Here is a 13,035-nt window from a genome sequence, read left to right on the forward strand (position 1 = left end):
CTCTGCTGCGACAATTTCTGAGCCGCCGTCATTGCCGCGATGTTCTTTTCCACTGACAAGTCTGCGGAGCTTCCGGCACGAGCTTGCCACATCACAGCCGAGGGCGATCCAGCCGCTTTGTGCGGAATGAAAAAGCAACTCCGCCACCTTCAAAACCCCGCGCGCGTATTCGCGAACTTGCCGGGCACGCTGGCATTCGCATCCAGCAGCCAGCGCGCCCGCGGGGCGGCGTCCATGCCGTCGACGAGGCCGAGCGCGAGGCGCTCCAGTCCGGCCCAGGCGATCATGGCGCCATTGTCGGTGCAGAGCGCGGGCGGCGGCATGATCAGCCGGGTGCCGGCCCGCTGCGCGACGTCGTCGAGCGCGCCACGAATCGCCTGGTTGGCGGCAACGCCGCCGGCGGCCACCAGCGCGGTCGGCGCGCCAAAACGCTGCTTGAACAGATCGAGGCCGACGCGCAGGCGATCGGCCGTCGAGTCCAGCACCGCCGCCTGGAAGCTGGCGCAGAGGTCGGCGATGTCCTGCTCGCTCACCTTGTCGAGCCGGCCGATCTCGTTGCGCACGGCCGTCTTCAGCCCGGACAGCGAGAAATTGGCATCGCTGCGGCCCAGCATCGGACGCGGGAAGGCAAAGCGCGCGGCGTCGCCATTGCGCGCGGCCTGCTCGACCTGCGGTCCGCCCGGATAGGGCAGGCCCAGCATCTTCGCGACCTTGTCGAACGCCTCGCCCATCGCGTCGTCGACGGTGGTGCCGAGCCGGACGTAGTCGCCGACGCCGGCGACTGCGACGATCTGGGTGTGGCCGCCGGAGGCCAGGAACAGGCAATAGGGGAAGTCGATTGCATCGGTGAGGCGCGGCGTCAGCGCATGCGCCTCGAGATGGTTGACCGCGATGAGCGGGGTATTGTGGACGAGAGCAATCGCCTTGGCGGTGGTGAGGCCGACGATGACGCCGCCGATCAGGCCCGGCCCGGCCGCCGCCGCGACGCCGCCGAGCGCGGCATAGTCGATGCCGGCTTCGCGCATCGCCGCGTCGATGAGATGGTCGAGCATGTCGACATGGGCGCGCGCGGCGATCTCGGGAACCACGCCGCCGTAGATGGCATGCTCGTCGGTCTGCGAGCGCACCACATTGGAGAGGATCTGCCCCTTGCCGTCCGAATCACGCGCCACCACCGCCGCGGCGGTCTCGTCGCAGGTGGTTTCGATGCCCAGCACGAGCGTTTGCGATTCGTTACCCAATCTCAACCCTTTTGGTCATTATGAGTGCGCAGAACCGCCTAACACCACGAGGTCGCCAGGTGCAATCGTCCGTCCGTTGCAGCCCGGCCGATCCGTGTTCGACGGGAGCATAGCACATGGCCGTGCTGGTGACCCGTCCCGCCCCGGACAATGAACGCACCGCGAGCGCCCTGCGCGCGCGCGGCTTCGAGGTGCTGCTGGCGCCGATGCTGCGCTTCGAGCCGGTCGCGATGCCGCCGGACGTCGGCGGCGATGCCGCCGGACTCATCGTAACGTCATCGAACGCGCTGCGCGCGGCGGCGCCGCAGCTCAGGGCGTCCGCCTTGCTGCGCCTGCCGCTGTTCGCGGTCGGCGACCGGACGGCCGCAGCCGCACGCGAGGCCGGCTTCACACAGGTGATCTCGGCCGCGGCCGATGCGACGGCGTTGCGCGACCTGATCGCAGACAGCGGCGTCGTCGACGCCAAGGCCACCCTGCTCTATCTCGCCGGCGCCGACGTCTCGCGCGACCTCGCTTCCGAGCTCGCCGAGCGCGGCTTCGATGTGGTCACCCAGACCGTCTATCGGATGGCGCCGGTCGCGGCGCTGCCGCGCGACGTCTGCGCGGCCTTCGCAGCCAACCGAATCGAGGCGGTGCTGCATTATTCGCGGCGGAGTGCCGCGGCATTCGTGGCAGCCATCCGGGCCGATGGCGTCGAGATCTCGGCGCTGGCGGTGCCCCATGGCTGCCTGTCGGCCAATGTCGCCGAGGTGCTGCGCGAGGCCGGCGCCACCCAGGTCACAATCGCGGCGCATCCGGATGAAAACGACATGCTGGAGGGCCTGACCCGTGCGCTACGGTCGTGAATGGCGTAAGAGGGCCTGCTCAATCTTGCCTCAGCCAGGGAACTTACACCATGGTCGATGAACCCGACACCGCTGCACCGGCCTCCGACACCGGGCGGCCGAAACGGCCACCGCCGACCATCGACCTGGAGCCGACCTCACGCGAGGAGCGCCCGTCGGCCAGCGAGAGCGCGGCCGAGCGGCCGACCGCCTCGCCATGGTCCGCGCCGGCGGCAGCCATGGCCGAAGGCTCGTCGGAGACCGCCGCCGAATCGCACCCTCATATCGCGCCGGACGCCGAACCGGCCGCTGCCGCCGATGACAGGGCCGAGGAGACCATTGCTGCGGCCGAGCCGCCGCGCATGACGCCGCCACCCTCCCGGCCGGTGTCGCCCTGGATCATCGCGCCGTTCTCCGGCGCGGCCGCGGCCGCGCTGGTCATCGGCGTCGGCTGGATGCTGGGCTGGCCGCAGGTCGCACCGCCGTCGGCGATCTCGCCGCAGGCCACGGCGGTCGACGAGCTCACCTCCCGCGTCGCCGGGCTGGAGCAGCGCATCGGCAAGCCGGATGGCGCCGTGACGGGCCGGCTCGATGCCGCCGACAAGGCGATGGCAGCGCTTCGCAACGACGTCGCCGGCCTGCGCGCGCAGGCCGACAAGACCGTGGCCGCCCTCAACGACGTCCGGGCGCAGCCGCGCGACGGCTCCGCGCCGGCGCCCGCACCCGAGCCGGTCGATCTCTCCGGATTGACCGCCCGCATCGACGCGCTGGAGCGGGCGAGCAAGAGCCAGAGCGCGGCGCTGGCACAGGAGCGCGCCAGGATCTCCGAGGCGGCAGAGGCGGCCAAGCCGGCCGACGACGCGCCGTTGCGCCGCGTGGTCGCCGCGACCCTGCTCGACGTCGCCGTCCGTCACGGCGATCCCTATGGAGCGGCGCTGACCACCGCCAAATCTCTGGCGCCCGACGCGGCCGCGCTGAAGCCGCTGGAGGCGTTCGCCACGACCGGCGTGCCGAGCCCCGCGGCACTGAGCCGCGAGCTGCTCACCATTGTGCCGAAGCTCTCGCCGCCGGCGCCCGAGAGCACCACCGGGACCTCGATCCTCAACAAGCTCTCCGCCGGCGCCTCGAGCCTGGTCAAGGTCGAGCGCACCGACGGCGCCGGCACCGATCGCGGCGCGGTCGTCGCACGGATCACCGCGGCGGCGCTGCGCAACGATTTCGCCGAGGCCCGCCGCGAGCTGAAGGGTCTCTCGCCGGAGGATCGCGCCCCCGCCAATGACTGGCTCGCACGCGCCGATGCCCGCGACGCAGCGCTGTCGGCCGCCCGCAAATTCGCCGACGACGCGATGACCGCGCTCGCCAAACCCGCGCAATAGGACGCCCATGTTCCGGATCGTCATTTTCCTCATCCTGGTCGGGCTCGCCGCTGCGGGCTCGGCCTGGGTCGCCGAGCAGACCGGCGACGTCGTCTTGAATTGGGGCCCGTGGCGGATCGCCATGACCTTGCCGGTGTTCGTGCTCGCGCTCGGCCTCACCATCGCCGCCTGCGTCGCGCTGTGGAACCTGATCAGCGCGCTGCTGCGGGCACCCGGCCGCATTCGCAAGGCGCACCGCGCCCGCCGGCATCAGCGCGGCCGCCACGCCATCACCCACGGCCTGCTGGCGATCGGCCAGGGCGATTCGACCGCGGCGCGGCAGCACGCCGACACCGCCAAGCGGCTGGCCGGCGATGATCCGCTGACGCTGCTCCTGCACGCCCAGGCGGCGCAGCTCGAGGGCGACCGCGACGGCGCCCGGCGCGCCTTCCGCGCCATGGCCGAGCGCCACGACACCCGCCTGCTCGGCTTGCGCGGCCTGTTCATCGAGGCGCAGCGCGCCGACGACGCCTATGCCGCGGTGATGATTGCCGACGAGGCGCTCAGGCTGGCGCCCAACGCCACCTGGGCCTCGCATGCCGTGCTCGGCTTCCGCTGCGCCGAGGCCGACTGGGACGGTGCGCTTTCGATCCTCGACGGCAACTACACCGCCGGCATGATCGACAAGCCGAGCTACCGCCGTCAGCGCGGCGTGCTGCTGACGGCGCGCGCGCTGGCGCTGGAGACCGGGGATCGCGACCTGTCGCGCACCAGCGCGATGGAGGCGGTGAAGCTGGCGCCGACCCTGGTGCCGGCCGCGGTGCTGGCGGCAAAGTTCGAGAGCGAGGCGCACCAGGTGCGGCGCGCGATGAAGATCATCGAGGCGGCCTGGGCGGCGTGCCCGCATCCGGATCTCGCCGATGCCTACGCCCATGTGCGGCTCGGCGATTCGGCCACGCAGCGGCTGGCGCGGGTGGAGAACCTGGCCGCGCGGACGCCCGGCCATGTCGAAGGCGCGCTGGCGGTGGCGCGCGCGGCGATCGACGCCGCCGAATTCGGCCGCGCCCGCGAGGCGCTGGCGCCGTTCACGGAGGACCCGACCCAGCGCGTGGCGATGCTGATGGCCGAGCTGGAGCGCACCGAGCATGGTGACGCCGGCAAGGCGCGGGAATGGGCGCTACGCGCGGTGCGTGCCCGCCACGACCCGGCCTGGACCGCGGACGGCTACGTCAGCGATCGCTGGCAGCCGATCTCGCCGGTCACCGGCCGGCTCGACGCCTTCCAATGGCAGACGCCGGTGGCGAGCCTGCCCTCGGAGCGCAGCAGCGTGATCGAAAGCTCGGCCTTCGCCGAAGCCGTGCTGGCGCCGCCGGTCCGCCCGGCCATGGCCGAAGCCGCGGTCGAGCCGCCGCGCGAGGCCGCACCCGCGCCCGTGGTGATCACGCCGGCCGTGCAGGACAACGAGCCGCCGCGGCCGGCGGCAGCCGCCGAGCCCGAGCAGGCCGAAAAGCCGGTCGAGACAGTGGACAAGCCTGTCGACAAGCCCGTGGATATCGCTGTGGACACGGCTGAGGACGGCAGGCTGATCGAGGCCACGGCCATCGCCGCCGAGCCGGCGCCGCCGCTGCAGGCCGCGGGCCCCGCCGAGGCCGAATCGGAGCCGGAGGCCGAGCCGGATGCCGTGGCCGCCAAGCCGGCCGAGACCGCGGCCACCGCGCCGACGCCGCTGTTCCGCACCCGCAACGATCTCGCCCGACCGGCGGAGACGCCGATCCAGGCGATCGTCCCGATCATGCGACCGCCGGACGATCCCGGCGTCGACGACGACGACCAGCCCCGCGACGAGTTCGCCGAGCAGCTCGCGCCCAAGGCCCAGGCCGGCGGCTGGCGCGGGTTCTGGTCGCGGTTCGGCGGCTGAGGGCAACCAGCCCCGCCGTTTTGGGCCACACCGGTTCGTTTCCGCGCCGCGGCGGCGCGCGTTGTCCTTGCCAACGGGCCGTCCGCCCGATATCAGGAGCGCGTTCGCGTCGTCCGTCCCCGTGCCGGGCGCTCGCCGCTATGGTTCGCCGCAATAGCTCAGCTGGTAGAGCACGTCATTCGTAATGACGGGGTCGGGGGTTCGAGTCCCTCTTGCGGCACCACCCCCCCTCCGCAGCCGTCCTCCCTCGTTCGTTTCTCGCCGACAAGGTACTGAAAACAAAACATTTTCGGTCATTCGTGGCCGTCACGGTTTGTTCTCGTTCGTTGACAGCCGATGAAATTGTTGGCCTCCTTGTTGGCCTTTCGGGCGATGTAGCTTTGAAAAGGCCAACAGTTGGTGCGTGGCATGGCGAGTGGAAAACTTACGGACGCTGCCGTTAGGAACGCCAAGGCTAGTGGGCGGCTAGTGAAGCTCTCGGACGGGGGCGGCCTGCAACTGTGGCTTACGCCAAGCGGTGGCAAACTCTGGAATTTCGCGTATCGGTTCGGCAGCAAGCAGAAGAAGCTCGCCCTTGGCGAATACGGCAAGGCCCCGGCCGGTGTGCCACTGGAAGCTGCCAGAAGGCTAAGGGACGAAGCTGCGGGCCTCTTGCGGGACGGCATCGATCCCGCCATCCGGAAGCGCCAGGTGAAGGCGGCGCGCGCCGAGGCTCAGGCCAACACGTTCAGTGTTCTGGCCGATGAGCTGCTTGCCAAGAAGAAGCGGGAGGGCGTTGCGACTGCGACCGCTGGCAAGCTGGAATGGCTGCTCGGCCTGGCCAAGGCCGATCTGGGACCGCTGCCGATCGGCGACGTCTCCGCTGGCGAAGTCTTGCGGGTGCTGCAACCACTGGAAGCGGCCGGCAAGCTCGAAACGGCAAAGCGCCTGCGGGCGGTCATTGGTGCCGTATTTCGATATGCTGTCACGACCGCCCGTGCCAATGCGGACCCGACCCAAGCGCTGCGCGGCGCAATCGCAGCTCCAAAACCGAAGCACCGGGCGGCGATTATCGAGCCTGTCGCGTTCGGCGGCTTGCTGCGGGCGATTGACGGCTTTCAGGGCCAGCCAACGACGAAGGCCGCGCTGCAACTGATCGCCCTGCTAGCGCCGCGGCCGGGCGAGCTGCGCCACGCGACATGGGCTGAGTTTGATCTGGACGCTGCCGTGTGGAACATCCCCGCCGAGCGGACGAAGATGCGCAGACCTCACCGCGTCCCGCTTCCAGCGCAGGCTACCGCCATTTTGCGGGACCTGCATCCGATCACAGGGCGAGGCGTGGCCGGGCTTGTCTTCCCGGGCCTGCGTTCGGTGACGCGGCCGATCAGCGAAAACACGCTGTGTGCGGCGCTGCGCCGTCTCGGCTATTCGAACGACGAGATGGTCGCTCACGGTTTCCGCTCGACCTTTTCGACCCTGGCCAACGAAAGCGGAAAGTGGAGCATCAACGCCATCGAGGCTGCGCTGGCGCATGTTGAGCCGAATGCTGTGCGCCGGGCCTACGCCCGCGGCGACTATTGGGATGAGCGTGTGAAACTGATGACGTGGTGGGCCGACTATCTCGATGCGCTGCGCCAGGGTGCGCGCATATTGCAATTCAAGGAAGCGTCAGCGTGAGCAGTGGTGGGCCTAGTACGTTAAGATCGTGTGCGGGGATAGGAAGGCTATCCGATAATCCGGTCAGCACCTCCGGGTACACATCGATTGGGGTACGACACGAGTGAGCTTATGGCGGCGGCCCTTTTGGTGAACAATGGGACGCCGGCATTTCACCAAGAACGGATCAGAAAACGCGGAGTTGGCTGCGTGGAGAAGCCCCTCTATCAGCGCAGGACAAGCCTGTTGCTATCAGCGCAGAACTAGGACCGATTGACGGCCCAATCAGCAACGGGCCGAAGACGCGCCTCTCTAAGGAATAGGGCAAGCTGCCGCCACGGCGGACGCGCGCGTTGTTGATCATGCGTTTCGAGGACAACGACGATTGACGTTCATCTTCTCGTCACCGGACTTCACCGAGCGCGCCCCTCGGTCGCCACGAGACAGGATCTGCGATCCACCGGTTGATTTCGGATTCATGCCAACCGCTGCCATTGGTGCTGATCTTGATCTGAACCGGGAATGTGCCCTCGGCGATCTTGCGGTAGATCGTGGACCGCGACAGCCCGGCCCTCGCGAGAACGGTTTTCAAACGGATGATGCGGTCCGCTTCGCGCATGGCCGGGCTGCCTCCTGCTGGTTGGTTCTGACGGCTGCTGAGAGAAGAGAGGCCACCGTCTGGCGGGCGTGCAATTGGGTTTTCGACTTGTCGGGGCGTGGCGCCCAAGCGGCGGCAGATAGGCCTAGTCAGCGTTCGAGGCCTCGGTCTTTTCCAAGGCCGATACCGTGGGCAAGGGCTAGCTCCTGGCCGAGCCGGCGGCCGGATTCGAACGCGATGCCGAGGTCGTTCTTGCGGCCGGCGAGGATGGATTCCAATTGCGGATCGCGTTCGAGGCTTTTGGCCATGTCGCCCATTGCCGAGCGCGCAGCCTTGTAGCCGGACATGTCGCCAGCTTGGTATAGGCGCTGACTGGTGTGGCCAAGCTTGTGCCAGCGCTCCACAAAGCGATCGGCGCGCCGGCTTGGATCGGTGCGAAGTTCGGTCTCGATCTGGAGCGCACGGATGGCGGGGCTGACCTGACCGGCCGCCGCCTTACGGGCGAGCTCCGGGTTGTTTCGGTAGGCGGCTTCGGCGTCATGCGAGCCATAAGGCCGCACCGCCTCGAAGGCATGGCGGGCCGTCTGTAGTTCTTTCACCTGCTCCGGACTTGCCTGCCTGCCTATCTCCCGCTCCGCGAAGATCGCATCCACGGCGCGGGCATGGCGCACGAGCGCCCGGGTCCGGACGCGACGTGCTTCCACCTCGGGATCTTGCGCCACGTTCCTTGCCGGCACTTCGGGTTCACGCCGGTCGGTTGCCGTACCACTCCTTTCCCTTTCCGGCGACCCGGGCTCGGGCCGTTGTCCGCCATATCGGTCGGACACCTCCCCAGGAACGCGAAGGCCGTCGAACATGTCGCGCAGCTTCTCCGGCATGACCTTGCGTACGATCTCGGCCACGCGCTCGCGAAACGTGATCCCACGCCGCTCGGCGTAGCTTTGGATCGGATCCGCACGGTCGTAATCCGAGGCCATGTCCTTCGCGCGATCGCGCGACAGGGCGCGGGTGAGCCGGTCCGCATTGGCAAAATCATCGCGACCATAATGCAGGTCCACCTCCTCGCGGTGCCGCGACAGGGCGACATAGCTGCTGTGGGCGTCCATGCCCGGCGTCGCCAGGATATGGACGCGGTCGACCGTCATGCCCTGCGCCTTGTGGATCGTCGCCGCATAGCCATGGTCGAGCCGATTGTAATCCTTGAGGTCGAAGCGCACGGATCGGCCATCGTCGGTCTTCACGGTCGTGGATTGCGCGTTCACCTGTTCGATGGTCCCGAGCGTACCGTTCTTGACGCCAAGCCCACGCTCGTTCTGCAGGAACATGACGCGATCTCCATTCGCGAATGCTCTCGCGCCGCGCTCGACGGTCACATGCACCTCGTCGCCAAGATCGCCGGCGGCTCGCATCCGTTCGCGCGCTGCCTCGTTCAGGGCTTCTACCTCCGCGTTCGTGTGGGTGAGGATGATCCGGCTGCGATCCGGCGAGGCCTGCCGCTCGCTATCCCAGCGCTCGATCAGATCGCTGCGCGCCTGCTCCCGGGTCCGCGCCTCGTGCACCCTGCCGTGGGAGCGGTAGGCCTCGAGCGCATGACCCACCTTGCCGGTCGCTAGATCGCGCGTGGCGTCGCGCTGCCAGTCCTCCCGCTGACGGCGCACTTCGCCGATCTCGGCGCCGCCGTGACGCTCATAAATCGACCGGAATGCCGCTCCCGCTTCGATCGCCTGCAGCTGTTGCGGATCGCCGACGAGCACCACCTTGGCTCCAGCCTCGGCGGCATGGGACAGCACGCGCTCGAGCTGCCGCGTGCCGACCATCCCCGCCTCGTCGATGACAAGCACATCGCTCGATTTGAGCAGATCACGGCCCTGTTCCCAGCCATGCTCCAGGCTGGCAATCGTGCGCGACGCAATGCCCGATCCGCTTTGAAGGTTTTCCGCGGCAATGCCGGACAGCGCCACGCCCCGGACCTCGAAGCCTGCTGCTTCCCACCCCTCCCGCGCCACCCCCAGCATCGCGCTCTTTCCCGTCCCGGCATGGCCGACCACGACGCTGAGATCGCGTCCATCCGTGACGTGCGCCAGCGCGTCAGCCTGCTCGGACGAAAGCACTAGGCCGCGGGCTTCCGCACGCGCCAAAGCCGCCCTGCGCTCCGCATCGCTCACCTGATGGCGCTCCCGGTCTGCCATCAGTTCGGCGGCATGGTACAGGCGCTGGTCCGCTTCGATCATTCCGCGGGTGGTGAACCGGTCCTCGCCGCGGGTGTCCTTGCCGAGTTCGACCAGATCGGGCGCTCCCTGCATTGCGCCCACCACCTCATTGAACTGTTCGAGCCCGTCGCTGTGCCGGTGCGCGAACTTTGCCAGGTCGCGGCGTGTGAATGTCGATTGCTGCTGGGTAATCGTGTCCAGTCCAAGCGAGGGATCGGCAATGATCCGCGCGCCATTATCGCGCGCGATCTCGCGGTGCATCTCGGCGCGATCGGCCTCGCCGCCTTCGCCTGCGATGCCTCTAACCTCGATCCGTTTGGCGGGCGCGCCGATTTGGCTTTGCGGCTCCAGCGCAATGCCCTGGGCTTCCATACTGCGATGGTCGATCCTGGCGTCGATGTCGAGCTCGGCCAGCCGCGCGTTGGCAATCTCCGCCCAGCGTTGGCGCCAGCGCTCGACCATCTCCGTACGGTTCCAGTCCCGTACCTTATTGCCAAAGCCGCTCTCGTCGACCGAGCGCATGGTCACCATGACATGGGCATGAGGTTTCGGCAGTCCGTCCCCCGCCCTGTCCCAATGCACATTGAGATCGGCGATCATACCGAGACCCACGAACTCGCTCCGAACGAAATCGCGGGCTAGCTCGATGCCCTGCGCCTCACTCATCTCGCGCGGAAGCGCAAACTCCACCTCGCGGGCCAGCTGGGCATCTTTCCGGATTTCGTGCGCTTCGACGTCATTCCAAAGCCGCTCGCGGTCGCTCCATGCTTCCGGCACGTTCTCCGGCAGCATGACCTCGGAATGAACGACGCCGCGCTTGGCGGAGAAATCCTGATCGCGGCCGAGCCGCTCGTCACGCAGCCGCGAGCCGGAGCGGTAAGCCGCCGATGCTACCGCGCTGCTCCCGGCCTTTCGGCCAATGACCTTGACGTGAAGATGATAGATCGCCATCGCGACCAGATCACTGGCACAGCGAAGCGCACGTCGGAACGACGTATAAGCGCGCCCTCCTCGAAAAAATCTCGGGAGGGACTACCCCGTCTCAGCTCGTCCTGATGACCTTACAGCATTCTGCGGTGTGCTCGCCTATTATTTCTCCATCGAGCTCATGGAGACGATGATGCGCAAGCCACGAGACTTTGATGCGGATCTGAAGGCACTCGAAGACAAAGCGCGCGGGCTGAAAACTCGAAAGGTGCGCCAGCTCGGCGAATTGGTCATCGCGACCGGAGCTGACACACTGACGGCTGAAGAACTGGCAGGCGCGCTGATCGTGCTGGCCGAGACAAAGGAGGCCGGGAAGAGGGAGGCATGGGCCAAGCGCGGCGCCGCGTTTTTTCAAGGACGGACGCGCTGAAATGCGCCAGCAACTGACCGCAACACGGACGGCGCTCCTGGGCAACCGGACGGCGCGCAACCGGCATCAAGCCGCAAAAGCGCGACATGACATGCGCGCGTGGCAGGTCGAACGCCGCAAGCGCACCCGGCACCTCATCGAACTCGGCGGCCTCGTGGTCAAAGCCGGCATCGTGGACCTGACCGGTGACGACCGTTCCACGATCTTGGGCGCGCTGCTTTGGATGGCTGACAAGCTTAAAAGCGGTGAGGGCGAACGGGCACGTGAGCTTTGGGCCGCGAAGGGAAAACAAGCGTTCGAAACGGACCCTGCAATGGAAACGCGCACAGTTCGTAGAATGCGCGACAATCGCACGTTGGCCGACTAGCGCTTCCGCAGCAGCCCGCTCGGTGAATTGCACGATCCTAATATCAACTGCAAAGTTGGTTTGCCGCTTTACTGCAGCTCCCTTGCGACAGGAATTGAGAGCAAGGCAAACACAATTGCACCAAGCACAAGCGTGATCGCACCGACGAGAAGAAAAGCGGGCGGATACAGGCCGCTACCGCCCAGATTCAGGACGGCTCCTATCAGCGCGATGCCGAAAGCAAAGCCCACCTGACGCATTGTGACACACATGGCGGCAGCCGTCGCCGCTCGATCGGCTGGAACCGAGGAAACCGAGAAGGCCGTGATCTGAGCGTTGAACAGTGCGCACCCCGCTCCGCCCAGGAGCAGCATCGCGCCCACGGCCCACGTCGCTGCCGAGGTGGATAGATCCCTTGAAATGGCTCCCAGGAACAATGCCGCGACGCCAACCACCGTCAGTCCTCCCCCGAAGTAGAACCGTGCCGGCATACACTGCGACAAGCGCGCGCCCAGACTAGGCAGCAGGAGCATTGGTATGGTGAGCGCGGTTAGCAGCAATCCGGAGCGACTTGCATCGAGCCCCATCGGCCCGCGCATCATCTGCGGCAGATGGACGAGCAAGGACCAGTAACCGATCGAACTTGCAATAGCGGTGATACAAAGGGCAAGGAACGGAACCGACGCAAACAGTCCGAAATCAAAGGCCGGCCGCGGGTGCCTGCGCTCTACGACCCAGAACGCACAAGAAGCGAGCACGGTTGTAGCCAATGCTATCCCACGAAATCCGCCTGATGAGAGGAGCGCGTACGCTGAGGAACCGACGACTAGCGCTAGCAGGTTCGGCCCGAGCCAATCCATTGGCGGTTGAGAGCCGACACGTTCCGATTCCGCCAGCGGCGAGGCGAAGACCACGAGCGCCATACAGAGCGGAAGATTGATCCAGAAGATCCACGGCCAGCCAGCATAGGAGGCAATGATTGCTCCGAGCGGTGGTCCGACGACCATTGAGCCACCGATGACCGTACCCCAGATGCCGAAGGCCCAGGCGCGTCGCTTACCCGGATAAGCGGCCGCGAGTAGCGCCGCAGCCGCCGACGTGATCGCAGCGCCTGCGACGCCTTGCAGCACGCGCCACGCCAGTAGGCTCTCGAACGTGGTCGACGCCGCAGACAGTGCCGAGGAGAGAGCAAACAAGACGCCGCCGCCAATGAACACTCTTCGCCGCCCGTGTCGGTCTGCAAACGGACCGGCAACCGGAAGCGCGAAGATGAGAGCGAGGCTGTAGATGTCGATAATCCAGGCCTGGTCTTGCACCGGGACCCCTAAGCTGCTGGCGATGTCCGGTAGCGCTGCGGCCAGGCCCGTGAGATCGACCTGGAACAGGAATCCACTGACACTCGCCGCAAGAAGCGCAAACCGCGGCAATCGTGAAGAAGAACCGTTATCCGCGATTGTCGGATCCTCAACCAGCGCAATTTCGAGATGTTCTGCCATCGCCTTAGGCTGGCGGAAAAACGGCTTGGCAGCGAATGAAGCATTCTCAAAATCT

9 protein-coding genes, 1 tRNA gene and 1 pseudogene are annotated in these 13,035 nt (G+C 67.1%); 7 read left to right on the top strand and 4 right to left on the bottom strand.

The window, feature by feature from the left end:
* Window positions 1–149 precede the first annotated feature (149 nt).
* A complete protein-coding gene (gene tsaD, locus QW881_RS27140) occupies window positions 150–1,217 on the bottom strand; it encodes a tRNA (adenosine(37)-N6)-threonylcarbamoyltransferase complex transferase subunit TsaD (RefSeq protein WP_315758691.1) in 1,068 nt (355 codons plus the stop codon).
* Window positions 1,218–1,357: 140 nt separating this feature from the next.
* On the opposite strand from tsaD, the gene QW881_RS27145 reads away from it, so the two are divergent.
* The 5 genes from QW881_RS27145 to QW881_RS27165 all read left to right on the top strand — a co-directional run bounded on the left by QW881_RS27145 (window position 1,358) and on the right by QW881_RS27165 (window position 6,994).
* Window positions 1,358–2,086: a uroporphyrinogen-III synthase gene (locus tag QW881_RS27145; RefSeq protein ID WP_315758690.1), complete on the top strand. Its 729-nt coding sequence runs from the start codon at window positions 1,358–1,360 to the stop codon at window positions 2,084–2,086.
* A gap of 50 nt (window positions 2,087–2,136) precedes the next feature.
* Window positions 2,137–3,441 (top strand): hypothetical protein, encoded by a 1,305-nt coding sequence (locus QW881_RS27150; RefSeq protein WP_315758689.1) that lies wholly within the window; start codon window positions 2,137–2,139, stop codon window positions 3,439–3,441.
* 7 nt (window positions 3,442–3,448) lie between these two features.
* Window positions 3,449–5,338, top strand: a complete 1,890-nt coding sequence (locus QW881_RS27155) for a heme biosynthesis protein HemY (protein WP_315758688.1) — start codon at window positions 3,449–3,451, stop codon at window positions 5,336–5,338.
* A 147-nt stretch (window positions 5,339–5,485) separates the two neighbouring features.
* Window positions 5,486–5,561 (top strand) — tRNA-Thr (locus QW881_RS27160).
* Between the two features lie 185 nt (window positions 5,562–5,746).
* Window positions 5,747–6,994: a tyrosine-type recombinase/integrase gene (locus tag QW881_RS27165; protein WP_315715838.1), complete on the top strand. Its 1,248-nt coding sequence runs from the start codon at window positions 5,747–5,749 to the stop codon at window positions 6,992–6,994.
* Window positions 6,995–7,376: 382 nt separating this feature from the next.
* Here the strand turns inward: QW881_RS27165 and QW881_RS27170 are convergent, their stop codons facing one another.
* Together QW881_RS27170 and traA are read right to left on the bottom strand one after the other, a co-directional pair.
* On the bottom strand, window positions 7,377–7,592 hold the full coding sequence (locus QW881_RS27170) for a helix-turn-helix transcriptional regulator (RefSeq protein ID WP_316159102.1): 216 nt from the start codon (window positions 7,590–7,592) through the stop codon (window positions 7,377–7,379).
* 128 nt (window positions 7,593–7,720) lie between these two features.
* Window positions 7,721–10,732, bottom strand: coding sequence for a Ti-type conjugative transfer relaxase TraA (gene traA / locus QW881_RS27175; RefSeq protein WP_316159103.1), 3,012 nt, complete (start codon window positions 10,730–10,732; stop codon window positions 7,721–7,723).
* Window positions 10,733–10,901: 169 nt separating this feature from the next.
* On the opposite strand from traA, the pseudogene QW881_RS27180 reads away from it, so the two are divergent.
* Window positions 10,902–11,228, top strand: a pseudogene (locus QW881_RS27180) (conjugal transfer protein TraD).
* 1 nt (window position 11,229) lies between these two features.
* Window positions 11,230–11,505 carry a conjugal transfer protein TraD gene (locus tag QW881_RS27185; protein WP_315715835.1) on the top strand — a complete coding sequence of 92 codons (276 nt, stop codon included), beginning with the start codon at window positions 11,230–11,232 and terminating at the stop codon, window positions 11,503–11,505.
* A 68-nt stretch (window positions 11,506–11,573) separates the two neighbouring features.
* Here the strand turns inward: QW881_RS27185 and QW881_RS27190 are convergent, their stop codons facing one another.
* Window positions 11,574–12,980: an MFS transporter gene (locus QW881_RS27190; protein WP_316159104.1), complete on the bottom strand. Its 1,407-nt coding sequence runs from the start codon at window positions 12,978–12,980 to the stop codon at window positions 11,574–11,576.
* Window positions 12,981–13,035: the final 55 nt, after the last annotated feature.

This window comes from Bradyrhizobium sp. SZCCHNS3016, assembly GCF_032484535.1.
GTDB lineage: Bacteria > Pseudomonadota > Alphaproteobacteria > Rhizobiales > Xanthobacteraceae > Bradyrhizobium.

Coding starts and splice junctions, on each gene's coding strand:
- QW881_RS27145 (WP_315758690.1), top strand. CDS start 1,358: ATGGCCGTGCTGGTGACCCGTCCCGCCCCGGACAATGAACGCACCGCG.
- QW881_RS27150 (WP_315758689.1), top strand. CDS start 2,137: ATGGTCGATGAACCCGACACCGCTGCACCGGCCTCCGACACCGGGCGG.
- QW881_RS27155 (WP_315758688.1), top strand. CDS start 3,449: ATGTTCCGGATCGTCATTTTCCTCATCCTGGTCGGGCTCGCCGCTGCG.
- QW881_RS27165 (WP_315715838.1), top strand. CDS start 5,747: ATGGCGAGTGGAAAACTTACGGACGCTGCCGTTAGGAACGCCAAGGCT.
- QW881_RS27170 (WP_316159102.1), bottom strand. CDS start 7,592: ATGCGCGAAGCGGACCGCATCATCCGTTTGAAAACCGTTCTCGCGAGG.
- traA (WP_316159103.1), bottom strand. CDS start 10,732: ATGGCGATCTATCATCTTCACGTCAAGGTCATTGGCCGAAAGGCCGGG.
- QW881_RS27185 (WP_315715835.1), top strand. CDS start 11,230: ATGCGCGCGTGGCAGGTCGAACGCCGCAAGCGCACCCGGCACCTCATC.
- QW881_RS27190 (WP_316159104.1), bottom strand. CDS start 12,980: ATGGCAGAACATCTCGAAATTGCGCTGGTTGAGGATCCGACAATCGCG.